The 26,126-nt window shown below is 62.7% G+C and carries 26 protein-coding genes and 1 tRNA gene; 6 read left to right on the plus strand and 21 right to left on the minus strand.

From position 1 onward, the window contains the following. Positions 1-3 precede the first annotated feature (3 nt). The 4 genes from B6V73_RS11075 (at position 4) to B6V73_RS11090 (ending at position 5,355) form a co-directional block, all read left to right on the plus strand. A complete protein-coding gene (locus B6V73_RS11075) occupies positions 4-1,026 on the plus strand; it encodes a glycosyltransferase family 2 protein (protein WP_088725261.1) in 1,023 nt (340 codons plus the stop codon). A gap of 212 nt (positions 1,027-1,238) precedes the next feature. Beyond that, the gene (locus tag B6V73_RS11080) at positions 1,239-2,249 is read left to right on the plus strand and encodes a glycosyltransferase family 2 protein (protein WP_088725262.1); all 1,011 of its coding nucleotides are present in this window, start codon (positions 1,239-1,241) and stop codon (positions 2,247-2,249) included. Between the two features lie 13 nt (positions 2,250-2,262). After that, positions 2,263-3,960: a beta-1,6-N-acetylglucosaminyltransferase gene (locus tag B6V73_RS11085; RefSeq protein ID WP_088725263.1), complete on the plus strand. Its 1,698-nt coding sequence runs from the start codon at positions 2,263-2,265 to the stop codon at positions 3,958-3,960. Between the two features lie 3 nt (positions 3,961-3,963). Beyond that, a complete protein-coding gene (locus B6V73_RS11090) occupies positions 3,964-5,355 on the plus strand; it encodes a nodulation protein NodH (RefSeq protein ID WP_088725264.1) in 1,392 nt (463 codons plus the stop codon). A 67-nt stretch (positions 5,356-5,422) separates the two neighbouring features. On the opposite strand, the gene B6V73_RS11095 is transcribed toward B6V73_RS11090, so the two are convergent. The 20 genes from B6V73_RS11095 to B6V73_RS11190 all read right to left on the minus strand — a co-directional run bounded on the left by B6V73_RS11095 (position 5,423) and on the right by B6V73_RS11190 (position 23,748). Beyond that, positions 5,423-5,887, minus strand: coding sequence for a PTS sugar transporter subunit IIA (locus tag B6V73_RS11095; protein WP_075775186.1), 465 nt, complete (start codon positions 5,885-5,887; stop codon positions 5,423-5,425). A 33-nt stretch (positions 5,888-5,920) separates the two neighbouring features. Further along, on the minus strand, positions 5,921-6,496 hold the full coding sequence (gene raiA / locus B6V73_RS11100; RefSeq protein WP_075775185.1) for a ribosome-associated translation inhibitor RaiA: 576 nt from the start codon (positions 6,494-6,496) through the stop codon (positions 5,921-5,923). A 295-nt stretch (positions 6,497-6,791) separates the two neighbouring features. Then, positions 6,792-7,568: an LPS export ABC transporter ATP-binding protein gene (lptB, locus tag B6V73_RS11105; protein ID WP_075775184.1), complete on the minus strand. Its 777-nt coding sequence runs from the start codon at positions 7,566-7,568 to the stop codon at positions 6,792-6,794. Continuing rightward, complete coding sequence (lptA, locus tag B6V73_RS11110) at positions 7,568-8,059, minus strand: lipopolysaccharide transport periplasmic protein LptA (protein WP_240504127.1); 492 nt, start codon at positions 8,057-8,059, stop codon at positions 7,568-7,570. The genes lptB and lptA overlap by 1 nt, the downstream gene beginning before the upstream one ends. 8 nt (positions 8,060-8,067) lie before the next feature. After that, positions 8,068-8,670 (minus strand): LPS export ABC transporter periplasmic protein LptC, encoded by a 603-nt coding sequence (lptC, locus tag B6V73_RS11115; RefSeq protein WP_143597895.1) that lies wholly within the window; start codon positions 8,668-8,670, stop codon positions 8,068-8,070. Next, positions 8,670-9,626, minus strand: a complete 957-nt coding sequence (locus B6V73_RS11120) for a KpsF/GutQ family sugar-phosphate isomerase (RefSeq protein ID WP_088725266.1) — start codon at positions 9,624-9,626, stop codon at positions 8,670-8,672. Before B6V73_RS11120 ends, lptC begins: the two co-directional genes overlap by 1 nt. Further along, positions 9,607-10,221 (minus strand): ribonuclease D, encoded by a 615-nt coding sequence (locus B6V73_RS11125; RefSeq protein WP_075775180.1) that lies wholly within the window; start codon positions 10,219-10,221, stop codon positions 9,607-9,609. Before B6V73_RS11125 ends, B6V73_RS11120 begins: the two co-directional genes overlap by 20 nt. A gap of 105 nt (positions 10,222-10,326) precedes the next feature. Further along, positions 10,327-10,968: a DedA family protein gene (locus tag B6V73_RS11130; RefSeq protein ID WP_075775179.1), complete on the minus strand. Its 642-nt coding sequence runs from the start codon at positions 10,966-10,968 to the stop codon at positions 10,327-10,329. Positions 10,969-11,042: 74 nt separating this feature from the next. Continuing rightward, entirely contained in the window at positions 11,043-11,738 is a 696-nt protein-coding gene (locus tag B6V73_RS11135; RefSeq protein WP_141104917.1) for a hypothetical protein, read from the minus strand. A gap of 152 nt (positions 11,739-11,890) precedes the next feature. Next, the gene (locus B6V73_RS11140) at positions 11,891-12,949 is read right to left on the minus strand and encodes an ABC transporter ATP-binding protein (protein ID WP_088723201.1); all 1,059 of its coding nucleotides are present in this window, start codon (positions 12,947-12,949) and stop codon (positions 11,891-11,893) included. 3 nt (positions 12,950-12,952) lie between these two features. Next, complete coding sequence (locus B6V73_RS11145; RefSeq protein ID WP_075775176.1) at positions 12,953-13,741, minus strand: ABC transporter permease; 789 nt, start codon at positions 13,739-13,741, stop codon at positions 12,953-12,955. Then, the gene (locus B6V73_RS11150) at positions 13,738-14,592 is read right to left on the minus strand and encodes an ABC transporter permease subunit (protein WP_075775175.1); all 855 of its coding nucleotides are present in this window, start codon (positions 14,590-14,592) and stop codon (positions 13,738-13,740) included. Before B6V73_RS11150 ends, B6V73_RS11145 begins: the two co-directional genes overlap by 4 nt. Before the next feature lie 77 nt (positions 14,593-14,669). Then, entirely contained in the window at positions 14,670-15,776 is a 1,107-nt protein-coding gene (locus B6V73_RS11155; protein WP_088719921.1) for an ABC transporter substrate-binding protein, read from the minus strand. A gap of 237 nt (positions 15,777-16,013) precedes the next feature. Then, positions 16,014-17,168 carry an iron-containing alcohol dehydrogenase gene (locus B6V73_RS11160; RefSeq protein ID WP_088723202.1) on the minus strand — a complete coding sequence of 385 codons (1,155 nt, stop codon included), beginning with the start codon at positions 17,166-17,168 and terminating at the stop codon, positions 16,014-16,016. Beyond that, positions 17,165-18,553, minus strand: coding sequence for an aldehyde dehydrogenase family protein (locus B6V73_RS11165; RefSeq protein WP_088725268.1), 1,389 nt, complete (start codon positions 18,551-18,553; stop codon positions 17,165-17,167). Before B6V73_RS11165 ends, B6V73_RS11160 begins: the two co-directional genes overlap by 4 nt. Positions 18,554-18,597: 44 nt before the next feature. Next, positions 18,598-19,962, minus strand: coding sequence for a glutamine synthetase family protein (locus B6V73_RS11170; RefSeq protein ID WP_088723204.1), 1,365 nt, complete (start codon positions 19,960-19,962; stop codon positions 18,598-18,600). A 103-nt stretch (positions 19,963-20,065) separates the two neighbouring features. Then, the gene (locus B6V73_RS11175) at positions 20,066-21,103 is read right to left on the minus strand and encodes a TRAP transporter substrate-binding protein (protein WP_075775171.1); all 1,038 of its coding nucleotides are present in this window, start codon (positions 21,101-21,103) and stop codon (positions 20,066-20,068) included. Between the two features lie 43 nt (positions 21,104-21,146). Beyond that, a complete protein-coding gene (locus B6V73_RS11180) occupies positions 21,147-22,472 on the minus strand; it encodes a TRAP transporter large permease subunit (RefSeq protein WP_088725269.1) in 1,326 nt (441 codons plus the stop codon). Next, a complete protein-coding gene (locus B6V73_RS11185) occupies positions 22,472-22,978 on the minus strand; it encodes a TRAP transporter small permease subunit (RefSeq protein ID WP_075775169.1) in 507 nt (168 codons plus the stop codon). Before B6V73_RS11185 ends, B6V73_RS11180 begins: the two co-directional genes overlap by 1 nt. Next, complete coding sequence (locus tag B6V73_RS11190) at positions 22,978-23,748, minus strand: N-formylglutamate amidohydrolase (protein WP_075775168.1); 771 nt, start codon at positions 23,746-23,748, stop codon at positions 22,978-22,980. The genes B6V73_RS11185 and B6V73_RS11190 overlap by 1 nt, the downstream gene beginning before the upstream one ends. Before the next feature lie 138 nt (positions 23,749-23,886). Between B6V73_RS11190 and B6V73_RS11195 the strand changes: the two genes are divergently transcribed. Then, the gene (locus B6V73_RS11195) at positions 23,887-24,765 is read left to right on the plus strand and encodes a MurR/RpiR family transcriptional regulator (RefSeq protein WP_240497113.1); all 879 of its coding nucleotides are present in this window, start codon (positions 23,887-23,889) and stop codon (positions 24,763-24,765) included. A gap of 87 nt (positions 24,766-24,852) precedes the next feature. Here the strand turns inward: B6V73_RS11195 and B6V73_RS11200 are convergent. Next, positions 24,853-24,937: transfer RNA gene (locus tag B6V73_RS11200), tRNA-Leu, on the minus strand. Positions 24,938-25,097: 160 nt separating this feature from the next. Between B6V73_RS11200 and B6V73_RS11205 the strand changes: the two genes are divergently transcribed. After that, positions 25,098-26,084 (plus strand): complex I NDUFA9 subunit family protein, encoded by a 987-nt coding sequence (locus B6V73_RS11205; RefSeq protein ID WP_088725270.1) that lies wholly within the window; start codon positions 25,098-25,100, stop codon positions 26,082-26,084. The last annotated feature ends 42 nt before the right edge of the window (positions 26,085-26,126 follow it).

The raw sequence follows: 26,126 nt of genomic DNA on the forward strand, positions 1-26,126 counted from the left end.
TGGATGCCATCGCACCATGAGCTTTGGGAGAGCTACAGGCTGCGCCTCAAGCGCAAGCACTTCCTGTGGCGCGCCCTGCGCAAGCGGCATCAGCTCGACAGCGTCACCAACCGCACCGGCAAGATAAGGCCCTGTGCGATCCTCGCCTTCGCGGTCATGCGCAACGAGGCGCGGCGGCTGCCCTTTTTCCTCAAGCATTACCGCAAGCTGGGCGTCGATCACTTCCTGATCGTCGATAATGGCAGCACGGATGACACCGCCGCGCTGCTGGCGGAAGCGCGCGACGTCTCGCTGTGGCAGACGGCGGGCAGCTACCGGGCCTCGCGTTTCGGGCTCGATTGGGTGACATGGCTGATGCTGCGCTACGGGCACGATCGCTGGTGCCTGACCGTCGATGCGGATGAGCTGCTGATCTACCCTTATCACGACAGCCGCCCCCTGCCCGCGCTGACCGACTGGCTCGACCGGTCCGAGCAGCGCTGTTTCCCAGCGATGATGCTCGACCTCTACCCGAAGGGGCCGCTGGGCGCGCAGCGCTATGAGGCGGGGCAGGACCCGCGCAAGATCCTGAGCTGGTTCGATGCCGGGAATTACATGATGACCCGGCAGGACCGGACCGACGCGCTGTGGATTCAGGGCGGACCCCGGGCACGGGCGTTTTTTGCCCACACCCCCCGGCAAGCGCCGACCCTGTCGAAAATCCCGTTGGTGCGGTGGCATCGCCGGTGGGCCTATCTGAACTCAACCCATGCGCTGCTGCCCCGCCACCTGAACCAGACTTACGACACGGAGGGCGGCGAGGCCATCTCGGGGCTGCTGCTGCACACGAAGTTTCTCGACGAGATCGTGGACAAGTCGAAGGAGGAGAAATCACGCGGCGAGCATTTCGGCCAGCCCGCGGAATTCGACCAGTATTACGACGCGCTGGCCGCCGATCCGGAACTCTGGACGCCGCATTCGACGCGGCTCGGCGACTGGCGACAACTGGAGGCGCAGGGGCTGATGTCGCGCGGCGGGTGGATGTAAATTTGTTGACTTGGGGGCAACAATACTGACGTGAGCGTGAAGCGCGGGCTTCTCAGTTGCAAGCAAACTGGGTAAGTATCGGAAGATATTGATAACCCGTTAAAAACTTGCCGATTTGAACCGGGCGACCTTTAACGATTTGAAAACTACGATACGAGCATCACGGGACCGAAGCGGCACGAAATGACCGCGACGTCGAAGAGGGACGGATATTGGGACTGAGAGAAATCGCCAGACTGCGCCGCAAGCGCAGAATTCGGCAGATTCGGGCTTTCCGGAAAAGCCGCGAACTCTCTCTCTATTCCGATCGCACCGGTGACATCCACCCCGAGGATATCCTCGTCTTCGTCACCGCCCGCAACGAACGCATCCGCCTGCCCTATTTCCTGCGCTATTACCGCGAGATGGGGGTCGGCCACTTCCTGTTTGTCGACAATGGCAGCGACGACGGCAGCGCCGAGTATCTCGCGCAGCAGGAGGATTGCTCGGTCTGGCGCACGGAGGCGTCTTACAAGGCGTCGAATTTCGGCATCGACTGGATGAACTGGCTGCTGCGCAAATACGGCACCGGGCATTGGACGCTGACGCTCGATCCGGACGAGTTCTTCGTCTACCCGTTCTGCGACACGCGGCCCATTCAGGCGCTGACCGACTGGCTCGATACCTATGGCATCCGGTCTTTCCCGGCGATGCTGCTCGATATGTATCCGAAAGGACCGATCGACGCGCAGCCCTATCGCGAGGGGCAGAACCCGTTCGATCTGGCCTGCTGGTTCGATGCGGGCAATTACATGATCTCGCAGAACTCCGAGACCAATAATCTGTGGATCCAGGGCGGACCGCGGGCACGCATCTTTTTTCCCGACGCGCCGAAAAAAGCCCCCTCGCTCAACAAGATACCGCTCGTCAAATGGGAGCGCGGGAATGTCTATATCTCCTCGACCCATGCGCTGCTGCCGCGCGGCCTCAACCAGGTCTACGACACGATCGGCGGAGAAATGGTCTCGGGATGCCTGCTGCACGCGAAGTTCCTCTCGCCGCTCACCGACAAGGTCGAGGAAGAGTTGGAGCGCAAACAGCATTACGCAGGCTCGCGCGAATATCACGCCTATGCCCGCACGATCTCAAAAGAGCCCGATTTGTGGTGCAAATGGTCGGAGAAATATATCAACTGGCGCCAGCTCGAAATCCTCGGGCTGATGTCGAAGGGCAATTGGGCGTGAGGAAACAGGTCTCGTGACGGTCGGATTCATCATGATGTGCCACACCGCGCTCGACCGGGCCGCGCAGGTCGCGCGGTTCTGGTCGGAGGGTGGATCGCCCGTGGTGATCCATGTCGATGCCCGCGTCACCGCGCATGACTATAACGGCTTCAAGAAGATGCTCGCCGATCTGGAGAATGTCTCTTTCTCGCGGCGCTACAAATGCGAGTGGGGCACGTGGTCGCTGGTCGCCGCCAGCCAAGCTGCGGCAGAACAGATGCTGGCACTGCATGCCGACGTGCGCCACGTCTATCTGGCGTCGGGCTCCTGCCTGCCGCTGCGCCCGCTGCACGAGCTGACCGACTATCTCGACGCGCGGCCCTATACCGATTTCATCGAGAGTGTGACCACCACGGAAGTCGGCTGGACGGTTGGCGGGATCGACATCGAACGCTTCACGCTGCGCTTCCCCTTCTCGTGGAAAAAACAGCGGCGGATGTTCGACCGCTATGTCGAGTTTCAGCGCCGCGTAGGCTTCAAGCGACGCATTCCCGACGGGCTGGTGCCGCATTTGGGCAGCCAGTGGTGGTGCCTGACGCGTCAGACCCTGTCGGCCATTCTGGAAGACCCGGATCGCGCGCTTTACGACCGCTATTTCAAGCGCGTCTGGATCCCCGATGAGAGCTATTTCCAGACCCTCGCAAGGCTCTATTCCACCTCGATCGAGAGCCGCTCGCTGACGCTGACCAAGTTCGATTTTCAGGGAAAGCCGCACATCTTCTACGACGATCATCTGCAGCTTCTGCGGCGGTCGGATTGTTTCGTGGCGCGGAAAATCTGGCCCAAGGCGGACAAGCTCTATCGGACCTTCCTCGACAAGAGCCCCGGGCGGTCCGTCATGGCGGAACCGAACCCGGCCAAGATCGACCGGCTGTTTTCCAAGTCGATCGAGCGGCGCACACGCGGGCGGCCCGGCCTCTACATGCAAAGCCGTTTTCCCAGGAAGGACCACGAGAACGGCAAGACCTCGGCACCCTATTCGATCTTCCACGGCTTCTCGGATCTCTTCGAGAATTTCGACGGCTGGCTTGCGAAGTACGTGGGTGCCCGGGTTCACGGTCATCTCTTCGCCCCCGAACGCGCCGAGTTCGCGGGTGGCGAGCGGATGTTCAACGGTTGCCTGACCGACAACGCGGCGCTGCGCGATTACAACCCGCGTGCCTTCCTGACGAACTTGATCTGGAACTCGCGCGGGGAACGGCAATGCTACATGTTCTCGCCGCGCGACAATCAGGCGAATAACTGGTTCACCGCGACCGATCCGAATGCGCAAATCTCGGTCATCACCGGGGCCTGGGCCCTGCCGCTGTCGCGCCGCAACGAGAATTTCACGACGATCCGGCGCGAGGCCGCGATGCTGCAAAAGCGCGAGCTGGAGCATCTGGATATTCTCCGCTCGATGTATGTGAAGGCGCGAGTGCGGATCTGGACCGTCGCGGATTTCATCGAGAACCCGATGGAGCCCCTGCAGACCATCATCGACGAGATCAGCCCCCGCGCCACGCGCCGCCTGACCGAAGCGCCGCAGATGGTCGATCTGTCGGGGTTCAACCAATTCCTGCAAAATCTCAAGAACCAGGGGATGCAGCCACTCGTGATGGGGGATTTCCCGCTCGAGCAAAGCGGGCAGCGCGACGCCGTCCGCCGGGGCCGCCCCTATCTGGTGAAATAACCCATGCCCAAGTTTGAGAGTTTCGTCGTCTTCGCCGAGATGCGCACCGGCTCCAACCTCGTGGAAGCCGCGCTGAACGATCTGGACGGCGTGACGTGCCATGGTGAGGCGTTCAACCCGGCGCTGATCGGGTACCCGAACCGCAAGGAGCTGGTGGGAGTCACCAAGGCGCAGCGCGACGACAATCCTCTGGTGCTGTGGAATGCGATCAAGTCTCAGGATGGGCTGAACGGCTGCCGCTATTTCCACGATCATGACCCGCGGATGCTGGCGGTCTTCGTGAACGATCCGAAATGCGCGAAGATCGTGCTGACCCGTAACCCGATCGAAAGCTATGTCAGCCTGATGATCGCGCGCGCGACGGGCCAATGGAAGCTGGGCGATGCGAAACACCGCAAGGCCACGAAAGCGCGCTTCGATGCGGAGGAATTCGAGGCGCATCTTGAAGGGCTGCAGGATTTTCAGGTGACGTTACTGAACGCTCTGCAACGCTCGGGACAGACAGCCTTCTATATCGATTATGAAGATGCACAGTCCGTCGAAGTGCTTAACGGTCTGGCGAATTGGCTGGGCGTCTCGGGGCGGCTGAAACAGTTGCCCGAGAACCTCAAGGTGCAGAACCCGGAGCCGCTGGAGGCAAAGGTCGCAAATTTCCCGGGGATGGAGGCGTCGCTGGCGCGACTCGACCGATTCAACCTGTCGAAGACCCCGAATTTCGAGCCCCGGCGCGGTCCCGGCGTGCCCGGTTTCATCGCGAGCGAGGCGGGGCTGCTTTATATGCCGCTCCGGCCCGCGATGGATGCGCCGATCCGCGACTGGCTGGCCGCGACCGGAGATCTGGTCGAAGGGTTCAGCCAGAAAACCCTGCGCCAGTGGAAGCGTCGACATTCCGGCCATCGCAGCTTCACCGTGCTACGCCATCCCCTGATGCGCGCGCATCTGGCGTTCAACGCGGTGCTGAACTGGGACACTATGGACGAGACGCGCGCCGTTCTGCGCCAAAGCTACAAGCTGCCAATCCCGAAGGAAGGGCAGAGCATCGCGCAAGACGACTACGCCGAGGCGCTGATCGCTTTCTTGGGCTGGCTCAAATCCAATCTCGCGAACCAGACGAGCCTTCCGGTGAACACGCTCTGGGCCACGCAATCCGCGGCGCTTCAGGGCATCGGCCAGTTCGCGCTTCCCGACCTGCTGGTGCGCGAAGAACGGATGGCCGAGGACTTCGCGTATCTCGCCAGCATGGCCGGGGTGGAGGCGCCTACGTTCGCGCCCGGAGAGACCGACACCGCGGCGATCAAGCTCGCTGATATCTGGACGCCCGATCTCGAGGCCGCCGCGCGCGAGACCTATACGCGCGACATGATGCAGTTCGGCTTCGGAAACTGGCGAGACTGATCTTGGGCCATGAAAAAAGCGCGCCGGGAGGACCGACGCGCTTTTTCGATTTTCATTCGAGACCGGTTCAGGCCGCCTGACGGCTTTGCGCTTCCGTCAGCACTGCGTGCAGCGTAGAGGGATCGGTATTCGCCCGCAGCTTCTCGCAGGTTTCCGGATCGCGCATCGTGCGCGACACGAGGGCCAGCGCCTTGAGATGCTCGACGCCGGAATCCTTCGGCGCGAACAGCGCGAAAACCAGATCGACCGGCAGCCGGTCCACCGCGTCGAAATCGAGCGGCTTTTCCAGACGCAGGAAGACACCCACGACCTCGCTCAGCCCGTCGAGCCGCGCATGCGGAAGCGCAACACCATGGCCGACGCCGGTCGGTCCGAGGCTCTCACGCTCCTGCAGCGCATCGACGGTTTCCGAGGCGTCGATCTTGTAGCACGCCGCCGCGATGTCACCGAGATCCTGAAACAGGCGTTTCTTGCTCGTGACGTTCGACAGCACTTTGACCGCGCCAGGCACGAGAAGTTTAGATAGGTCCATGAACTCGTCTACTCCGCGCCCGTTCCGGGCCGCTCATTTGCTGTTGCGCGGGTCGATCCAGCCGACATTGCCGTCTTCACGCCGATGAACGACGTTGACCCCGCCATGTTTCTCGTTGCGGAAGACGAGTAGCGACGCGTCGGACAGCTCCATCTGCATGACCGCTTCACCGACCGAGAGCGTGGGAACCTTGGTTTCCATCTCGGCTACGATCATCGGAGCGCCTTCGCGCGTCTCGCCGGTATCGTCATCCTCTTCCGAGGCGAGCACATATAGACCTGCAGCTTCGAATTCAACTGGTTCGGCACGGTCGCGGTGATGATCTTTCAATCTGCGTTTGTGGCGCCGCAGTTGCTTGTCCATCTTTTCGCGGGCCGCATCGAAGGCCGCGTAGATTTCGGTGGCATGCCCCTTGGCCGAGGCGGTCAGCCCGGTCGACAGGTGCACCGTCGCTTCGCAGATATATTCATGCGCATCGCGCGAGAAGGTGATCTGCGCGTCGGTGGGACGCTGCATGTATTTCTCGGCGACTTCGCCCAGCTCCGACTTGACGTGAGATTGCAGGGCCTCTCCGACATCGATTTGTTTGCCGGTGATTTGGTAACGCATGGATTTCCTCCTTCACGCATTGGGCCAGTGACCCCAGCCTTGGGGCTGAGGTGTTTCGGGCCGGTTAATCTCTTGAAAAGTCGCGTCGAGTCTGAATTCGCCCGGGCCCTCTTTCGGGGACCTTTCGCGCGCCGGACCCCTCTCGGGGGCCGCAAGCGCGCCCGGGGAGTGGGGGCGAACATCACGCATCTCTTATGTATTTGGGGATGGATCGCAGGGGGTGTCAACGGGTGACCCTCGCTGCGGTGCAAAACTGCCGAGGGTCGGAGTCGCTTGGGCGATCCGTAGAGCATGCTCAGAGGATGCGGAAATGCTGCCCGAGATAGACGCGGCGCACGTTTTCGTCCTGCACAACCTCTTCTGCGGTGCCCGACATCAGCACCGTCCCGTCATGCAGGATGTAGGCCCGATCCACGATCTCGAGCGTTTCGCGGACGTTGTGATCCGTGATCAAAACCCCGATACCGCGATCCTTGAGCTGACCGACGAGGGCGCGAATCTCCGACACCGCGATCGGATCGACGCCCGCGAAAGGCTCGTCGAGCAACAGATATTTCGGATCGGCGGCCAGACAGCGCGCGATTTCGCAGCGACGGCGTTCACCGCCCGACAGCGCCAGCGCGGGCGCGTGGCGCAGGTGGCCGATCGAGAAATCGCCCAGCAGCTCCTCCAGACGTTCCCGCCGCGTGTGCGGGTCCGGCACGGCGACCTCGAGAACCGCCATGATGTTCTCTTCTACCGAAAGCCCGCGGAAAATCGAGGCTTCCTGCGGCAGATAGCCGATCCCGAGCCGTGCACGGCGATACATCGGCAGGCCCGTCACATCGCGTCCGTCGATGAGCACCTCGCCCGCATCGGGACGGATCAGCCCGGCGATATTGTAAAAACAGGTGGTTTTCCCGGAACCGTTGGGCCCCAAAAGCGCCACGACCTCGCCGCGCGACAGATCGAGCGAGACATCGCGAATCACGGGGCGGCGCTTGTAGCTCTTGCGCAGCCCGCGGATCTGCAAACCGCCGTGGCCCGCGACCGGGGCCAGCCCGGCGTCGCTCTTGGCGGCATCCTCGACCATCACTTGCTCCCGGCGGGCTTCAGAAGCGTGCGGACACGTCCATCCATCGTGCCCGTGCCGGTGCTCAGATCGACATTGAGCTTGTTGCCCGACATCACGTTGTTGCCTTGGGTCAGAAGAACCTTGCCCGTCATCACGACGGTGCCCGCCTTCACGTCGTACACGGCTTCCTCTGCCTCGGCGGCTTCGCTGGGCGACACCAGCGTGACACCGCCGGTCGCATGCAGCTTCGTGATCTCGGAGCGTTTGTCGCTGGCGTAGAACACCTCAAGCTCGGCCGCTTTCATATGCATATCGCCTTGGGTGACTTCCACATTGCCGGAGAACACCGCCTGGCCGCTTTGCTGATCGACGTTGAGCGAGTCGGCCGTGACCTCGACCGGGGCGGTCTTGTCGGCGCGCAGACCGCCGAAATTGACGCTCTGCGCCATCACGAGAACCGGGAACGAAACCACCATTGCGCAGGCGGTGAAAAAACGCGCTCGAAACATCCACACCCTCATTGTTGCGGCTGATATACCAGCTTCACACCCTGTTTGAAAACAAGATCGTGACTGCTGCCATCCGCCGTCGGGACGATCTGCATATAGCCCGCATCGAGCGTTCCGAAAGGGGATGTCCCGTGAATCGGGCCGGGCGAGGTCAGAACGCTGCTATCGGTCTGAAGTTCAATTTTCTCGGAATTCACCCGATAGCCGTCGGAGGTCTGCATCGCGACCTTCCCGGTCAGGTCGATACGGTTCGAATTGGGCTGAAACAGACCCTCATTCGCGCTCAGATCAGTCACGTGGCCATCGGGCGCGGTCAGCTTCGCCGCGATCTGATCGGCACTCGCGCCCTGGTCCTGCGCGGGCTGCGTGCGCGCCATCGCCGCGGTCACCGAAAGCGTCGCGCCGGTATCGGTTACGCCGGAATATTCCGGTCGCGTCACCGCGTTTTCCCGCGCGAGTTTCTCGACATCGACTTTGGCATAGGGGATCGCGGCGCTCGGATCGATCCGACGTGAAACGAGGAAGATCGTCGACAACAGCGCCAGCGCGAGCAGCGGCAGGACGATCTTCGCCCAGTTCACCAGTCGCGTATGGCTATTGTCGTACATCATCAGACGATCCCGGCCCTCAGGCAGTCGTGGATCTGCAAGAAGCCCACGGGCTTTTCGTCTTCGACGACGAAAAGCGCGGTGATCTTGCGCTCGTTCATCTGCGCCACGGCAGCCTCGGCCAGTTGCTCCGGCGCGATGGTGCGCGGATTGGCGGTCATCACCTCGGAGACCTTGTGCTCCAGCAGCCCCTGCATATGGCGCCGCAAATCGCCATCGGTGACGATCCCGGTCAGACGGCCCGCCTCATCGGTGACGCCAACGACACCGAAGCCCTTCTGGCTCATCATCAACAGCGCATCGGGCATCGGCGTGTCTTCCGCGACCAGCGGCATATCGCGATGCATCAGGTCCGAGACTTTCGACAGCCGCGCGCCCAGCTTGCCGCCGGGATGGAACGTGCGGAAATGCTCGGCGGTGAATTCGCGATGCTCCATCAGCGCGACGGCCAGCGCATCGCCCAGCGCGAGCGTCATCGTCGTCGAGGTCGTGGGCACCACGCCCGTCCCGCAGGCTTCCTCGGCCTTGGGCAGCACCAGCGCGAGATCCGATTGCCGCAACAGGGTCGAGTCCGGGCGGCTCGCCACTCCGATCAGCGGAATGCGGAAACGCCGCGTATGGGCGATCAGGTCGGCCAGTTCCGGCGTCTCGCCGGAATTGGACAGCACCAGCGCCAGATCGTGCCGGGTGACCATGCCCAGATCGCCGTGGCTCGCCTCCGCCGGATGGACGAAATGCGCGGGCGTCCCGGTCGAGGCCAGCGTCGCCGCGATCTTGCGCCCGATATGGCCCGATTTCCCCATGCCGGAAACGATCACGCGCCCCTCGGTCTCGAGGATCATCGCCACCGCGCGCGAAAACTCGCCATCGAGGCTCGCCGCCAAGGCTTCGAGCCCGGCGACCTCGATGCCGATCACGCGGCGGGCGATGTCGGAATAATCAGTGGTGGAAGATGTCATTGGGTTCATCCCAGCCCAGCAGATCGAGCTTCGCACGCGTCGGCAGGAAATCAAAACAGGCCTGCGCCAGCCCGATCCGGTTCTCGCGCTCCAGCCGCTTGACCAGTTCAGCCTTGATCTGGTGCAGGTAGAGCACGTCCGAGGCCGCGTATTCCATCTGCGCGTCGGTCAGCTCTGCCGCGCCCCAGTCCGAGCTTTGCTGCTGCTTGGAAATGTCGACGCCGACAAGCTCCTGCACCAGCACCTTGAGCCCGTGGCGATCGGTGAAGGTCCGCACCATCTTCGAGGCGATCTTGGTGCAGAAGACCGGCTTCGTCTCAACCCCGAACGCGTTGTAGAGGGCCGCCACGTCGAAGCGCGCGAAGTGGAACAGCTTCTCCACCGACGGATCGGCCAGCATGCGGCACAGGTTCGGCGCTTCGGTCTGACCTTGGGCGATCTTCACCAGATGCGCGTCGCCATCGCCCGCCGAAAGCTGCACGAGGCAGAGCCGGTCGCGGCGCGGGTCAAGGCCCATCGTTTCGGAGTCGATGGCCACGACGGGACCGAGATCGAGCCCGTCGGGAAGGTCGTTTTGATGCAGGTGGATTGCCACGGCGTGTCCTTCTTTAACGTCTTGCCGGGCATATAAGCCTTTTGCCGCGTTCTTGCCAACGCGAGATGGCGAAAGGCAGCCGAGGTATGGCGCTTGCTTCGCCGATCAGCTCTCGCGTGACGGCATGGCGCCGCTCGACTCGTCGGGGTCTTCCAGCGGCTTCCAGGTAATCACGCGGTAGATGTAGAGCAGGACGAGGATCACGATCACGCCGGTCGAGACCGGGTTCACCCAGCTTGCGACTTCGCTGTACTGCTTTCCGAGCAGATAGCCCGCAACGGTCAGCAATGCCGTCCAGAGCGCGCTGCCCACCGTGGTGTAGGCGAGGAACGGCAGGAAGGGCATCCGCGCCATGCCAGCCGGCACCGAGATCAGCGTACGCGCGCCGGGCAGCATCCGCCCGAAGAACACCGCTGCCCAGCCGTGCTTGTCGAACCATTTCTTGGTCCGGGTAATGTCGCGGGGGGTGATGCCGATCCAGCGACCGTGGCGGCTCGAGAGGTGACACAGACGCTTGATCCCGATTTTCAGACCAATCCAGTACCAGAGAAGCGCCCCGATGACTGAGCCGATCGTCCCCGCGACGATCAAACCGATCAGCGAGAATTTCCCTTGCGCCGCCATGTAACCCGCGAGCGGCATGATCAGCTCCGACGGGATCGGAGGAAACACGTTTTCCAGCAACATCAGCCCCGCGATGCCGAAATAGCCGAAGGACGCGATAACGCCGGTAATCCAGTTGAACATGTTGTCTCCTTTGGCGACGAAAACCGGAACGGCGCGTCTTGGTCGGGTGGGTTAAACTGAGGTATCTGTCCGCTTCATTCAGCGGCCTCGTGCGGAGCCTTTGTTTGGCGCCCGTCGCCGCGTTGTTTCAGGCGTAGCTGCCCCAACTCGGCGCCGCGCCCCCGGCGTTTGCCGTCTTCGCCGGTCAGGTAGGCGCGGGCTTCCTGCTCCAGCATCTCCTCCAGCCGCGACGCCAGTTCCCGACGCTTGCGAAAACTGCGCAGCTGCTCGGTCGACAGGCTCTGCGGCAAGAAGCGTTGATGCTCCCCGGCGTTATAAACGTCGAGAGAGAGGCGTCCGGCGACGAGGATATTGTCGCGACTGCTTTCCGCCAGAACGGTGAATACCACGGTTTCCATCTCTTTCGCGTCGTCAGGCAGGCTGGAGAATTCCAGTGCGACATCCACGAGATCTGAAATCCGGCCCAAATCCCGGTACTCCGCAGTGTTCAACGGGCCCTTGATCGACTCGTCGGGTTGGGAATCCCCAAAAGGAGCGAAGCCGCCGGAGTCGCTGGCGATCGAGTGATAGGTTTTCCCGTCGACCACGAGATCGGCGAGAAGCGCTTTCACGAAGATTGGCTCGGCACCCATATTGCCAAGCATCAGATGCCCGCGTTCATGGCCGCCCGCGACCCGGGTGAGCAGCAGTTTCGAGCGCCGTTCACGCCGAAAATTCTGCAGTAGAAGTTGCAGGTAGACCAGCCAGACGAACGCGGTGACGATCTGCACCGCGATGCTTACAACCTGATTATGGTCGACAAGCCACTCCATCTTCATCCTTCTGCATCGGTCGCATGTAGTGTTCTATCGGCAACGCGGCAGAGGGGCGTCCGGGTCCGGAAACCTGAAGAAATGAGGAGCGCAGAACCGGTTTTGCCTCGTCAGTCGGCAAGAACCAGCAGATCCCGGCTCGCTACGCTGACCTCGGCTTCGGTGCCGACCTTGGGCGGCGGGTTGCCGGGGCGGTTGAACGTGTCGAGCGCGATGAGCTGCCCTTCCACTTCCATTTTTACCCGCAGGATCGAGCCGAGGAAATGCGTCTCGACGATCCGCCCGGTGAACACCGTGTCATTGCCCTCGCGGCGGCCCAAGGCCAGAACCTCGGGCCGTGCGGCCAGCGTCACCGGAGTCCCCTGCCCCATGGTGACCGGTTCGGAGAGGATCACCTCGGTATCGCCGACCCGCAATGCGCCCCGCGCGGGATCGGCCACCTCGGCTTCCAGCGCGTTCAGCGTGCCCACGAATTGCGCTACGAAACGGGTCTTCGGCTGATTGTAAATTTCGAAAGGCGCACCGATCTGCTCGGCGACGCCACCATTCATCACCACCACGCGATCCGAGATCGACAGCGCCTCTTCCTGATCGTGGGTGACGAAGATCGTCGTGATGCCCAGACGTCGCTGAATGTCGCGGATTTCCTCACGCAGGCTCACGCGGATCTTGGCATCAAGCGCGGAGAGCGGCTCGTCCAGCAGCAGCACGCGCGGCTGAATCGCGAGCGCCCGTGCGAGCGCCACACGCTGCTGTTGTCCGCCCGACAGCTGGAACGGGTAGCGATTGCCCAGATCGGGCAGGCCGATCAGCGACAGCATCTCGGCGACACGTGCCTTGATCTCAGCGCGCGGACGTTTTGCCACGCGCAGCCCGAAGCCCACGTTCTGCGCGACTGTCAGGTTGGGAAACAGCGCGTAGGCCTGGAACACCATACCGATATTGCGCTGGTTCGCCCCCATATGCGTCACGTCCTGCCCGCCGATGCGGATCGCACCGCCCGAGGGGGACTCGAAGCCTGCCACCATCCGCAGCACCGTCGTCTTGCCGCAGCCCGACGGGCCAAGGAGCGAGATGAATTCGCCCTCTTCGATGGAGAGGTTGAAATCCTTCACAACGCGGTTCGCGCCGAAGGATTTTTCCAGATGTTCGATCTCGAGAGAGGCCATGGGTTACCGCTTTGCGTTCGTATGTTTGGAAAACCGGGTGACGAGTTGAATGAGCCCCATGCAGATCCAGGTGATCGAGAAGGCGATCACCGCAAGCGCGGCGGGCTCGTAAGCCTTGTTCGCGCCGGTCAGCTGCATGTAGGGGCCGAAGGCCGGCCGGTTGAGGAGCGAGGCGAGGACGAACTCGCCGATGACGATGGCGAAGGTGATGAAGGCGCCCGAGAGCACCGCGACCAGCACGTTCGGCAGGATGACGCGGGCGAGAATCGTGCTCCATCCCGCGCCGAGGCTTTGCGCCGCCTCGGTCAGCGTACCGACATCGATGGTGCGCAGGCCGGTATCGACGGCGCGATACATGTAGGGCAGCGAGAGCGTCGCATAGCCCAGCATCAGCAGGACATTGGTGCCCGTCGTCGTGCCGGTCAGCGGCAGGATCGACGATGTGTTATAGAGCCGGATATAGCCGAAAACGATCACGATCGGCGGGATCACCAGCGGCAGCAGCGTGATGAACTCAACCACCGGGCGCCAATGCGGCAGGCGCAACCGCACCCAATAGGCGGTCGGCACCACGATCAGCGCCCCCACGAGGATCGTGAAGATCGCCATCACGACGGAGTAGCTGAAGGTCTCGCGGAATTGCGGATCGGCCAGCACCGAGCGGTAAGCGTCGAGCGAATACACCCCGCGCCGCGCCCGCAGCGAGAATTCCAGCGTACCGAGCAGCGGCAGGGCGAAATAGAGCGCCCCGAACGCCAGCGCGAGCCATGACCAGAGTTTCTTGGATTTCATCGCATCCACCTTTCCGAGCGTACGCGCAGCCAGACATAGGCGAGGTTGGCGAGGCCGGTGATGACGATCATCCCGAAGGCCAGCGCGTAGCCCAGATGCGGGTCCTGCAGCACATCGCCACGGATTTGCGCGTAAAGCATGATCGGCACGATCGACATCGACGAACCGGTGAGCGCATAGGCCGTCGCCACCGCACCGAAGCTATTGGCGAACAGCAGCGCCAGCGTACCCAGCAGCGAGGGCCAGAGGATCGGCAGCGCGACGATGCGCCAATACTGGAAGCCGGTCGCGCCGAGGATGCTCGCCGCCTCTTTCCATTCGCGCTTCAGACCGTCCAGCGCAGGGGTGATGATCAGCACCATCAGCGGGATTTGGAAGAACAGATAGGTGATCGTCAGACCGAAGAAGCTGAGCAGGTTGAAGCCGTGCGTGTAGATGTTGAAGCCGAACCACGACTTCAGCAGCACGGTCACGAGACCCAGACGCCCCAGCGTCGCGAGAAAGGCGAAGGCCAGCGGCACGCCCGCGAAGTTCGAGGCCACGCCCGAGAAGGTCATCACCGGACCGCGCAGCCATTTCGGCAGGCCGCCCAGCGTGACGGCCGCAGCGAGCGCGAACCCGATCAGGCAGCCTACAAGCGCAGTGGCGAGGCTGATCCTGATAGAAATCCAATAGCTCGCGAGGATCGTCGGTTGAAACAGGTTCACGAGGTTCGACAGCGTGAAACCCCCGTCACTCGTCCTAAACGCGCCCACCACGATATACATCGTCGGGGCGATCAGGAACAAAAGCGCGAAGAGCGTGAAGGGAACCATCCCCACCCAAGTCAGCGGCAGCTTGCGGCTTTGCATCGGGCCTCGCCTTACAGAAATTCCAATAAAGTCGCCCCGCGCGATCAAGCGCGGGGCGTTTTCTTATGCCGGTTCGGTTACTGGACGTTCGCGCCGACGACGCTGTCCCAGCCGCCGGTCACGACTTCCTTGTTCGCAGCCTGCGCGTCGAGCGACGGGAAGATCGCCTTGGCATAGCCTTCCGCCGGAGGCATCGCGTCGAGCATCTTCTGCGGAACCTTGCCGTTGGCCGACAGGTCGTTGAAGCGGATCGGGTGGCAATAGCCTTCCAGCCAGCCGAGCTGACCTTCGTCCGAATAGAGGTATTCCATCCAGAGCTTGGCTGCGTTCGGGTGCGGTGCGTAGGCCGAGATCGCCTGAACGTAGACACCGGCGACCACGCCCGATTTCGGCACGACGACGTCGACCGGCGGGTTGCCGTTCAGCGTGTCGCGACCGGCCAGAGCGTTATAGTCCCACTCGATGACGATCGGGGTCGCGCCCTGTGCGAGCGTCCCGGTCTTGCCGATGACCGGCACGAAGTTGCCGTTTTTGTTCATCTCGGCGAAGTACTTCAGGCCAGCTTCACCCGATGCTTTGCCCGGCTCGCCGCCTGCTGCGACGCCCGCGGCCAGAACGCCGAGGATCGCCTGGTTCGAGGCGCGCGGATCGCCCGCCAGAGCTACCGAGTTCGCGTATTCCGGCTTGAGCAGATCCGACCAGTCCTGCGGCACGTTGTCGACGATGTCCTTGTTCACCGCGAACGACAGCACACCGTAATAATCACCGTACCAGTAGCCTTCGGAATCCTTGGCGCTGTCCGGGATCGTGTCCCAGGTCGAGACCTTGTAGGGCTGGATCAGACCTTCGTCCTTGGCCGCCGGGCCGAAGGAAAGACCGACGTCGATCACGTCGGGCGCCTGCGGACCCTTGTTGTCCTTGTTGGCGCGGATCGCCTCGAGTTCGTCGGCCGAGCCCGCATCGGGGTTCAGCTCGTTCACGGTGATCCCGGGGTACTTCTTCTTGAAGCCGTCGATCACGCCCGAGTAGTTGCACCACGAATGCGGCAGCGCGATCGTGGTCAGGCTGCCTTCTTCCTTAGCGGCGGCGTAGAGGTCATCCATGCTGTCGGCGAAGCTGGCGCCGGTGCTGGCAGCCAGGGCCATCGCGCTGGCTGCCGCAAGATAACGGAACTTGAAGGTCATATTCAGGTCTCTCCCCGTTGATGGAGGGCGGTGCCGCATCATGCGGTCCTGTCCCCCGAGCTATGTCTTTCGACGATTGTGCCGTCCGGTTGGCTCCGGCATCGGCGTCCCTTTATGCGGGTCTTGTAACAGAATTTTGGCAAGATTGATCATGCAGTCAATTTACTTATCAACACGAGCCACAGATGCGTGAGCCGCAGGCGCGTGCGACGACCTTCCGGCCGCCGCACGCAGATTTTATAGGCACGCCTCGTAGAGCGCGCGGGTATTGTCGGCGGTCATCTCGACCGGATTGCCGCCACAGGACGGATCTTCCAGTGCCATCTCGACCAGCATGTCGAGATCCTCGCGCTTCACGCCCATCTCGGTCAGGTTAGCCGGGATGGACAGTTCGGTGCGCAGGCTCTCGATGCGGGCCTTGAAGCCGTCGAAGCCGCCCGGGATGCCAAGGTAAGCCGCCGCGCGGTTGATCCGCTCTTCGATGGCTGCGCGGTTGAAGTCGAGCACCATCGGCATCACGCAGGCATTGGTCGTACCGTGATGGGTGCCGTAGACCGCGCCGACCGGATGGCTGAGCGAGTGGATCGCGCCGAGCCCCTTCTGGAAGGCCACCGCCCCCATCGCCGCCGCCGACATCATGTTGGCGCGCGCTTCCAGATCGTCCGGCGTCGTGAAGGCGCGCGGCAGGTTCTCGAAGACCAGCCGCATCCCTTCAAGCGCGATACCCTGGCTCATCGGGTGGTAATGAGGGCTGCAGAACGCCTCGAGACAATGCGCCAGCGCGTCCATCCCGGTGCCCGCCGTGATGAAGGGCGGCATGCCGACCGTCAGCTCCGGATCGCAGATCGTGATCGCGGGCATCAGCTTCGGGTGGAAGATGATCTTCTTCTTGTGAGTCTCGGAATTGGTCAAAACGCCCGCGCGCCCGACCTCCGAGCCGGTCCCGGCGGTCGTCGGTACCGCGATGATCGGCGCGATGGCGTCGCCATTGGCGCGCGTCCACCAGTCGCCGATATCTTCCAGATCCCAGACGCTGAGCGAGCTGTCCTGCCCCGCCATCAGCGCGATCATCTTGCCCAGGTCGAGCGCCGAGCCGCCGCCGAAGCAGATCACGCCGTCATGGCCGCCCGCTTTATAGACCTCGATCCCGGCGGCCATGTTGCCCTCGTTCGGGTTCGGATCGACCTCAGAGAAAACCGCGCGGCCCAGACCCGCGCCGTCCAGAACGTCGAGCGCGGCAGCGGTGATCGGCAGCGCCGCCAGCGCCTTGTCGGTCACCAGAAGCGGCTTGTTCATGCCCACGGATTTGCAGTGATCGGCCAGTTCCGAGATCCGGCCGGGGCCGAACTTGATCGTGGTCGGATAGGACCAGTTTGCGGTGGGGGCAGTCATTTCGTCACCTTCTTGAGATGGTAGGATTTCGGACGCGTCAGCGCGTGATAGCCCAGCACCGAGAGCGAGCCGCCACGGCCCGTTTCCTTGCAGCCGGTCCAGCACAGCGCCGGGTCGAGATAGTCGCAGCGGTTCATGAAGACGGTGCCGGTCTGCAGCCGCTTGCCCATCGCCTCGGCGCGGGCGGGATCGGCGGTCCAGATCGAGCAGGTCAGACCGTAATCGCAATCGTTCATCGCGGCGATGGCTTCCTCGTCATCCTTCACCGGCATGATGCCGACGACGGGACCGAAGCTTTCCTCGCGCATCACGCGCATCTCGTGGTTCACGTCGACGAGGATCTGCGGCGCGAGATAGGCGCCGCCATCGTCTGCCGGGAACAACGAAGGATCGAGCAGCGGCTTCGCGCCATCGGTGATCGCGTCCTCGATCTGGCCGCGCACCACTTCGGCGAAACGCTTGTTCGCCATCGGGCCGAGGGTCGTTTCCGGCTCGAACGGATTGCCGAGGGTCAGCTTGCTTGCCCAGGCTGCGGCCTTTTCGACGAAAGCGTCGTAGAGGCTCGCATGGACGTAGATTCTCTCGATTCCGCAGCAGCACTGGCCCGCGTTGAACAGCGCACCATCCATCAACCCGTCGACCGCCGCGTCCAGGTCGGCGTCTGCGGCGACGTAACCCGGATCCTTGCCGCCCAACTCGAGGCCCAACCCGGTAAAGGTGCCCGCCAGCGCGCGCTCCACCGCGCGACCGCCGCCGACCGAGCCGGTGAAGTTGACGAAATCGAACGCCTTCGCGCCCATCAACTCTTCCGACACCTCATGCGTGAGGTAGACATTCTGGAACACGTCCTGCGGCACGCCCGCCGCGTGGAAGGCTTCGGCGATGCGTTCGCCCACCAGCATCGTTTGCGTCGCGTGCTTCAACATCACCGCGTTGCCCGCGATCAGGGCCGGGACCAGCGAGTTGATCACCGTCATGTAGGGGTAGTTCCACGGCGCGATGATGAAGACGACGCCTACGGGTTCGCGCGCGATCTGGCGCAGGAAGCTGTCGCTCTGCTCGACCACCATCGGGGCCAGCGCCTCTTCGGCGATCGAGGCCATGTAGCCCGCGCGCTCGTTCATGCCGCCGAATTCGCCGCCATAGCGGGTCGGGCGGCCCATTTGCCACGCGAGCTCCTCGACTACGAGGTCTTTCATCTCGTTGAGCTTGGCGATGCCCGCCTCGACGAGCGCGATACGCTCGGACAGCGGGCGCTCGGCCCATGCCGGCTGCGCGGCGCGCAGGCCTGCGGCCAGCGCCTGCGCGTCGGAGGCGCTCAGCGCCTCGCGTTCGGCATAGACCTGCCCGTCGACGGGCGAGATACATTTCAGGGTCTTGGTCATCATGTCTCCTTGCGGGGTGTAGGGCCCCGCGGGTCTGTCAAAACTCAGGCGCGTTCGAAACCGCGCATCCGCTCCCAGTCGGTCACAACTCGGTTCTGTTCTTCGATTTCCCAGCGGGCGGCGCGCACGTAATGGGCCATCACGTCCTCACCGAAGGCGGATTTGAGCATGTCCGAACCTTCCAGAGCGCCCAGCGCCTCGGTCAGGGATTTCGGCACCTCGGTCACTTCGCCCGCCTTGTAGATGTCGCCCGCGGCTTCCGGGCCCGGGTCCATCTGCTGCTCGATCCCGGCGAGCCCCGCCGCCAGAAGCGCGGCGCAGGCCAGATAGGGGTTCAGGTCGGCACCGCCGATGCGACATTCGACGCGGATGGATTTCGTGTCCTCGCCGCAGATGCGGAAACCCGCGGTGCGGTTGTCCAAAGACCAAACCGCTTTCGTCGGCGCGAAAAGCCCCTCGCAGAAACGCTTGTAGCTGTTGGTGTAGGGCGCGAGGAAATAGGTGATGTCACGCGCATGGGCCATCTGCCCGCCGAGATAGTGGCGCATCAGCTCGGACATGCCATTGGGCGCGTCCTTGTCGAAGAAGGCAGGCTTGCCACCCTTCCAGAGCGACTGGTGCACGTGGCTCGAACTGCCCGCCTTGTCGGTGTGATATTTCGCCATGAACGTCGCCGACAGCCCGTGGGACTGGGCGACTTCCTTGGCGCATTGCTTGACCAGCACATGCATGTCGGCGGTCTGCAGACCGGCCGCATATTTCACGTTCAGCTCTTCCTGACCGCGCTCGGCCTCGCCCTTGGAGCATTCGACCGGCACGCCCGCCGCATAAAGCGCGTTGCGCATCGCGCGCATCGCCGGTTCGGCGCGCGAATTGCCCATGATCGAGTAATCGACATTGTAGCGCGCGACCGGGGTCGGCTCCGGATAGCCCGCGTCGAAGAGCTGCGGATAGCTTTCCTCGAACAGGAAGAACTCCAGCTCGGTCGCCATCATCACGTCATAGCCCATGTCCTTCGCGCGCTTGAGCTGCGATTTCAGCATCTGGCGCGGCGCATGGGGAATCGGCTCGTGGCTGTGATGATCGAGCAGATCGCAGATCACCAGCGCCGTGCCCGGAACCCAAGGGATCAGCCGCAGCGTCTCCATGTCGGGCTTCATCACGTAATCGCCGTAGCCGCGTTCCCAGCTGGACGCGTCATAGCCCGGCACCGTGACCATCTCCATGTCGGTCGCCAGCAGGTAGTTGCAGCAATGGGTCTCTTCCCATGCGCTGTCGATGAAATGCGCCGCGTGGAACCGCTTGCCCTGAAGCCGTCCCTGCATATCCACAAGGGCTGCGATGACGGTATCGACCTCGCCAGCATTGACCGCCTTCTTGAGCGCGTCGAACGACATTTTTCGCGACATGAGTTCCTCCGGGATCAGGGTCACCGCGCGAGAGTGCCGCGCGGTGCAAGGCCCTACAAGAGGGCAAATAAGAGCGGGCAGGACGGGCTGCCCGCCGACGAGATCAACCGCAACGGTAGGGCGGGCCTGCCTTGCGCATCGTCTCGTTATACTTGCGGAAAATGTCGACGACTTTCGCCTTCAACTCGCTCTCGGCCGCGATCTCGTCCCAGAACTTGTGCGCCGCATCCTCGACCTTCTGCCATTCGGCATCCGGAATCGTGGTGAGCTGCATGTCCTCGCCATCGACGCGCAGCTTCGCCTCGCCCGACCAGTACCAGTACTGGCGGTGGTAATGCGATTGATCGAAGCAGGTCTTCATCAGCGTCTTCAGACGATCCGGCACTTCGTTCCAACGATCCATGTTGGCGAAGAAGTGGCCGATCCACGCACCCGAGATGTTGTTGGTCAGGAAGTAGGGCGCGTTCTTGCCCCAGCCCGAGGTGTAATCCTCCGTGATGCCCGACCACGCGACGCCGTCAAGCTCGCCGGTCTGCAGCGCGACTTCCACGTCTTCCCACGGAATCGTCACCGGCACCACGCCGAATTGCGCGAGGAAGCGCCCGGCGGTCGGGAAGGTGAAGACCCGCTTGCCGTTCAGATCGTCGAGCGACTTCACCGGCTCTTTCATGGCGAAGTTGCACGGGTCCCACGAGCCCGCCGAGATGTGCTTCACGCCCACGGCCGAATACTGCTCGTCCCAGATCTCGTTGAGACCCCATTCGTTGAACAGCGTCGGCACGTCGAGCGAGTAGCGCAGGCCGAAGGGGAAATAGCCGCCGAAGACGGTGACTTCGGTGGGCGAGGCCATCGAGTCATCGTCGGATTGCACGGCGTCGATCGTGCCCGACTGCATCGCGCGGAACAGCTCGGAGGTCGGCACCAGCTGGTCGGCGTAGTAAAGTTCGATCTCCATCTCGCCATCGGCGATTTCGTTGAAGGTCTTGATGCAGTTATCCACGACCTGTTCAGCCAGCGCGGGGCCGGCATAGGTCTGCATCCGCCACTTGATCGGCGTGGTTTGCGCGACGGCCGGGGCCGCAAGGCCCGCCGCAGCCGCACCCACCGCACCGGTGGTGAGGAACTGTCTTCTTGTCGTCATCACTCTCTCCTTGTTGGTTGATCCCGGTTTTTCCGGGTTATGGTTATCTTCCAAGCACCGCATGCGGCAGCCAGAGCGCCAGCTGCGGAAAGATCATCACGAGGATCAGCGTCAGGACCATCACGCCCACGAAGGGGATCACGGAGGCGTAGATCACCGGCAACGTGAATTCCTTCGGCGCCATCGCCTTCATCAGGAACAGGTTATAGCCGAAGGGGGGCGTGAGATAGGCAACCTGACAGGTGATGGTATAAAGGACACCGTACCAGATCATGTCGAAGCCCAGATGCCGGGCGAGCGAGACATAGACCGGAGCCACGATCACCAGCATCGCCGTGTCGTCGAGGAACATCCCCATCACGAGGAAGCTCAGCTGCATCAGGATCAGGATTTGCCACGGGCCGAGACCGAGGCTGTCGGTGAAGAAATCCTCGATCGCGCGGCCCGCACCCAGACCGTCGAACACCGCACCGAAGGAGAGCGCCGCGGTGATGATCAGCATGAACATCACGGTGATCTTGAGCGTGTTCTCGGTCGCGACCTGGAACACCTGCCAGGTGAAGCGCCGCTTGATAACCGCCGCGAAGACAGCGGCCAGCGCGCCGATCACCGAGGCTTCGGTCAGGCTCGCCCAGCCTTTGAGGAATGGCACCATCATCGCAATGAAGATGAACACCGGCATCAGACCCGCACGCAGCAGACGCAGTTTCTTGCGCATGGTGATCATCGCGCGCTCTTCCGCATCCATCGGCGGCGCGAGGTCGGGGTTCAGTTTGCAGCGGATCACGATATAGGCGACGAAAAGCGTGGCCATCAGAAGCCCCGGCACAGCGCCGGCCAGCCACAGTTCGGAGACCGGCTGGCGTGCGATCAGCGAGAACAGCACCAGCACGACCGAAGGCGGAATCAGGATGCCGAGGCTCGACCCGGCCTGAATGACGCCCGAGATCATCAACTTGTCGTAGTTCCGGCGCAGCAGTTCCGGCAGCGCGATCGTCGCCCCGATCGCCATACCCGCGACCGACAGCCCGTTCATCACCGAGATCATCACCATCAGCATGATTGTCCCGATGGCGAGGCCGCCCGGTAATGGCCCGAACCAGACGTGGAACATCCGATATAGGTCTTCGGCCAGACGGCTCTCGGACATCACATAGCCCATGTAGACGAACATCGGCAGCGTCAGCAGCGGCGTCCATTTCATCAGCTTCATGACCGAGCCGAAGCCCATCTGCGTGCCGCCCGGCCCCCAGAGCCAGAAGGCCGCGACGACCGCGACGAAGCCGATCGCGCCGAAAACGCGCTGACCGGTCAGCATCATCAGCAGCATCGTCGAGAACATCAAAAGGGCGATGGTGTTGTGATCCATCAGATTTCCTCTCCGCGAATAGTCGCGACATCGCGGATCAGAAGCGCCACGGCCTGCAGGAACAGAAGCGCGAAGCCCGTCGTGATGATGACCTTGATCGGCCACAGCACCGGACGCCACGCGGTCGGATTTCGCTCGTTGTATTCGAAGGAATAGACCGTCGAGTCATAGGCCGAGTAGACCATGATCCCGAGATAGAAGAGCAGCGCGAAGACGGTGAAAGCATCCCACCACGCCTGCCCCTTCGCCGACCAGCGGGAATATAGCAGGTCCATCCGCACGTTGGTATCGCCCTGCAGCGTCCACGGCGCGCCCAGCATGTAATAGGCCACCAGCGTGAACTGGGCCATTTCCAGCGTCCAGAGTGCGGGGATCTGCACAATCTTCGTCACCGACGAGAACAGCATGATGCCCATGATGACGTAGAGCAGGTACATCGCCAGTTTGCCGAGCTTGCGATTGAACCCGTCGATCAGGCGGACATAGGCGACACTCCAGCGTGGCATCAGGCGGCCTCCCCGTTATTTGCGGTGATCCGTGACAGCGCGGCTTGCAGTACCGGCGCAAGCGTCGCGGCCATCGCCTCCTGCGCGGCGGGATCGGCGATCAGATCGTTGCGCAGTTCCAGCATGACATTCGGCAGCCCCATCGGCGTCGCTTGCAGCGCCAGCGTATGACAGACGCCATCGGCGCCTGAGTAAGGTTCGTTAAGACGCGTATCGAGCTCGGTGACACGGCGGGCTTCCTCGAGAACCGCCTGCGCAAAGCTCGGATCGGCGTCGTGGATCACGCCGAACTCTACCGCGCGGGGCTGACCGAACCAGATCGGCGTGAAGGAATGCACCGTGACCAGTGCAGTAGCTTGCCCGCGCGCCAGCCGTTCGGCAACGAGACCGCCCAGAGCCGCGTGGAACGGAAGATAAAGCGCCTCGGTGCGGGCGCTGCGGTCGTCCGGTGTCAGCCCCGCATTGCCGGGGATCTCGTGGATCTCCGATTGCACGGGCATGGCTCCGGTATGATGCGGCGGGCGGTTGAGATCGTAGATCAGCCGCGACTGGCAGGCCGCAACCAGCGGCGCCTCCAATTTCGCGGCCAGACCGCGCGCGAGGCCCAGCGCGCCGGGATCCCAGGCGATATGCGCGTCGCGTTGATCGGGGGTCAATCCCAGCTCGCCCCAAGGCGCGGGAAAGGCATTCGACGCATGTTCGCAGACCAGAACGATCTGGCCCGAACGCTCTGCACCTTCGATGTCCACCGCTGCATGCGCGCTGTTCAAACTGGTCCCTTCCTGTTGCAAGGCGCGATTCTGCGTCGCGTCCTTAGAGTCAGGCTCGCCCCGGCACCTCGTGTCTGTCAAGAAAATTTCAGAGAAGAAAATTCTGTTACAATCATTTCTAACGTGATTCGCACGGGAGTGCCCGATTTGTCAGCAGCCACACAAAGCATCGAAGACAGGCTCCGGTCGGGCATCGAAGAGATGACCCGGACCGAGAAGCAGCTCGCCGGACATATCCTGCGTCACTATCCGATGGCGCTTCTGGGATCTGTCGCGCAGCTGGCGCGCGCCGCCGAGGTCTCCTCTCCCACCGTCGTGAGACTTGCCCAGAAGATGGGCTATGGTGGCTATCCGGGACTGCAGCAGGCGGTGCGCGACGAGCTGGAGGCGCAGCTTGTCTCCCCGCTCGTCAAACATGACCGCTGGGCGGGGGATGCGCCCGATACCCATATGATCAACCGCTTCGCCGATACGGTTCTGGGCAACCTGCAGGCGACCCTGAAGCAGATCGACCATGCCGAGTTCGACGCCGCCGCCGCGATGATGGCCGATCCGAAGCGGCGCATTTTCGCGACCGGGGGCCGGATCACCGGCCCGATCGCAGCTTATTTCGTGGCACATATGAAGGTGATCCGGCCCGGGGTCGAGCTGCTCGAACCACTATCGAACAGCTGGCCGCCCGCGCTTCTGGAGATGCAGAAGGGCGACGTGCTGCTGGTATTCGACATTCGCCGCTATGAATCGAGCGTGCTGCAACTGGTGGAGATGGCGGTCGAGCAGGGCGCGGAAGTCGTGCTGATCACCGATCCCTGGGTCTCGCCTGCCGCGGCGCATGCGCGCTATCGGTTTTCGGCGCAGATCGAAGCGCCCTCGGCATGGGATTCGACGGTCGCGATTCAGGTTCTGGTCGAAACCTTCATGGCTGCGATCCAGTCGCTCACTTGGGAGGAAACCTCGGCCCGCATGGCTAGGCTCGAGGCGCTTTACGATCGCGCGCGCTTTTTCCGCAGGAAATAAAGCAAAGCGCGGGCCGCTGCACGAGGACGCGCCACCCGAAAACGAAAAAGTCGCGCAACCCAGATGAGTTGCGCGACTTTTTAGTAGTGGTGCCCAGGAGAGGACTCGAACCTCCACGCCTTGCGGCACACGGACCTGAACCGTGCGCGTCTACCAATTCCGCCACCTGGGCAGGTGCCGTGGAGCGCGAGATACAGAGCGGCGCTGGGACTGTCAACGGGGATCGACACGAAAAATTCGCAAGCTTTCACTCTTCGGGTCTTTGGCCTTGTTCCCGCGGGGGCGAGGCGGTAATCAAAGGACGAAATTCTTGCAAGGAAAGGCCTCTGCCCATGTCCAAGCTGGTTACGATCTACGGCGGTTCGGGGTTCGTCGGGCGGTATATCGCGCGGCGCATGGCAAAGGACGGTTGGCGGATTCGCGTTGCGGTCCGGCGTCCGAACGAGGCGCTCTTCGTCAAACCCTACGGTGCGGTCGGGCAAGTCGAGCCGGTCTTCTGCAATATTCGCGACGATGCCAGCGTGCGCGCAGCGATGCAGGGCGCGGATGCGGTGATCAACTGCGTCGGCATCCTGGTGAACGAAGGCAAGAACAAGTTCGGGGCGGTGCAGGCCGAAGGCGCAGGCCGCGTGGCACGTATCGCCGCAGAGATGAACGTGCCGAAACTGGTGCAGATCTCGGCCATTGGCGCCGATCCGGACAGCCCCAGCGAATATGCCCGCACCAAGGCTGCGGGCGAGAAAGCGGTTCTGGAGGCCTATCCGCAGGCCGTGATCCTGCGTCCCTCGATCATTTTCGGCAACGAGGACGGTTTCTTCAACAAGTTCGCCTCGATGGCGCGCTTCACCCCGATCCTTCCGATCACCGGTGGCAAGACCAAGTTCCAGCCGGTTTTCGTCGACGATGTCGCGAAGGTGGCGGTCATGGGCGCCGACGGGAAAGTCGCGCCCGGCATCTATGAACTCGGCGGGCCGGATGTAGAAACCTTCCACGACCTGATGAAGCAGATGCTGGCAGTGATCCACCGTCGTCGGCTCGTGCTGTCGCTGCCGCGCTGGATCGCAAACATCATGGGCGGCGTCTTCGATCTGGGCCAGGCCGTCACCGGCGGGCTGTTCACCAACCGCATCCTCACGCGCGATCAGGTGAAGAACCTGCAGACTGACAATGTCGTGTCCGAGGGGGCGAAAGGCTTCTCCGATCTCGGGATCCATCCTATGGCAATGGAAGCCGTGATGCCCGGCTACCTGTGGCGCTTCCGTCCCGGTGGCCAGTATGACGACATCAAGGCTTCCGCGAAGAACCTTCGCAAGACCTGACCCACCTCCAAGCGTCGCGTGCGGCGCAGTTCTGACATAGGC

The sequence above is a fragment of the Thioclava sp. JM3 genome (assembly GCF_002213185.1).
Lineage (GTDB): Bacteria > Pseudomonadota > Alphaproteobacteria > Rhodobacterales > Rhodobacteraceae > Thioclava > Thioclava nitratireducens.

What these genes read in the sequence shown, in the direction of transcription:
- B6V73_RS11205 (WP_088725270.1), top strand. Translation starts at nt 25,098, where the DNA reads ATGTCCAAGCTGGTTACGATCTACGGCGGTTCGGGGTTCGTCGGGCGG.
- B6V73_RS11130 (WP_075775179.1), bottom strand. Translation starts at nt 10,968, where the DNA reads ATGTTCAACTGGATTACCGGCGTTATCGCGTCCTTCGGCTATTTCGGC.
- lptA (WP_240504127.1), bottom strand. Translation starts at nt 8,059, where the DNA reads ATGTTTCGAGCGCGTTTTTTCACCGCCTGCGCAATGGTGGTTTCGTTC.
- B6V73_RS11170 (WP_088723204.1), bottom strand. Translation starts at nt 19,962, where the DNA reads ATGTCGCGAAAAATGTCGTTCGACGCGCTCAAGAAGGCGGTCAATGCT.
- B6V73_RS11185 (WP_075775169.1), bottom strand. Translation starts at nt 22,978, where the DNA reads ATGCCACGCTGGAGTGTCGCCTATGTCCGCCTGATCGACGGGTTCAAT.
- lptB (WP_075775184.1), bottom strand. Translation starts at nt 7,568, where the DNA reads ATGGTCGAGGATGCCGCCAAGAGCGACGCCGGGCTGGCCCCGGTCGCG.
- B6V73_RS11120 (WP_088725266.1), bottom strand. Translation starts at nt 9,626, where the DNA reads ATGACATCTTCCACCACTGATTATTCCGACATCGCCCGCCGCGTGATC.
- raiA (WP_075775185.1), bottom strand. Translation starts at nt 6,496, where the DNA reads ATGCGTTACCAAATCACCGGCAAACAAATCGATGTCGGAGAGGCCCTG.
- B6V73_RS11075 (WP_088725261.1), top strand. Translation starts at nt 4, where the DNA reads ATGCCATCGCACCATGAGCTTTGGGAGAGCTACAGGCTGCGCCTCAAG.
- B6V73_RS11140 (WP_088723201.1), bottom strand. Translation starts at nt 12,949, where the DNA reads ATGGCCTCTCTCGAGATCGAACATCTGGAAAAATCCTTCGGCGCGAAC.
- B6V73_RS11155 (WP_088719921.1), bottom strand. Translation starts at nt 15,776, where the DNA reads ATGACCTTCAAGTTCCGTTATCTTGCGGCAGCCAGCGCGATGGCCCTG.
- B6V73_RS11095 (WP_075775186.1), bottom strand. Translation starts at nt 5,887, where the DNA reads ATGGACCTATCTAAACTTCTCGTGCCTGGCGCGGTCAAAGTGCTGTCG.
- B6V73_RS11145 (WP_075775176.1), bottom strand. Translation starts at nt 13,741, where the DNA reads ATGAAATCCAAGAAACTCTGGTCATGGCTCGCGCTGGCGTTCGGGGCG.
- B6V73_RS11160 (WP_088723202.1), bottom strand. Translation starts at nt 17,168, where the DNA reads ATGACTGCCCCCACCGCAAACTGGTCCTATCCGACCACGATCAAGTTC.
- lptC (WP_143597895.1), bottom strand. Translation starts at nt 8,670, where the DNA reads ATGATGTACGACAATAGCCATACGCGACTGGTGAACTGGGCGAAGATC.
- B6V73_RS11165 (WP_088725268.1), bottom strand. Translation starts at nt 18,553, where the DNA reads ATGACCAAGACCCTGAAATGTATCTCGCCCGTCGACGGGCAGGTCTAT.
- B6V73_RS11175 (WP_075775171.1), bottom strand. Translation starts at nt 21,103, where the DNA reads ATGACGACAAGAAGACAGTTCCTCACCACCGGTGCGGTGGGTGCGGCT.
- B6V73_RS11150 (WP_075775175.1), bottom strand. Translation starts at nt 14,592, where the DNA reads ATGCAAAGCCGCAAGCTGCCGCTGACTTGGGTGGGGATGGTTCCCTTC.
- B6V73_RS11180 (WP_088725269.1), bottom strand. Translation starts at nt 22,472, where the DNA reads ATGGATCACAACACCATCGCCCTTTTGATGTTCTCGACGATGCTGCTG.
- B6V73_RS11090 (WP_088725264.1), top strand. Translation starts at nt 3,964, where the DNA reads ATGCCCAAGTTTGAGAGTTTCGTCGTCTTCGCCGAGATGCGCACCGGC.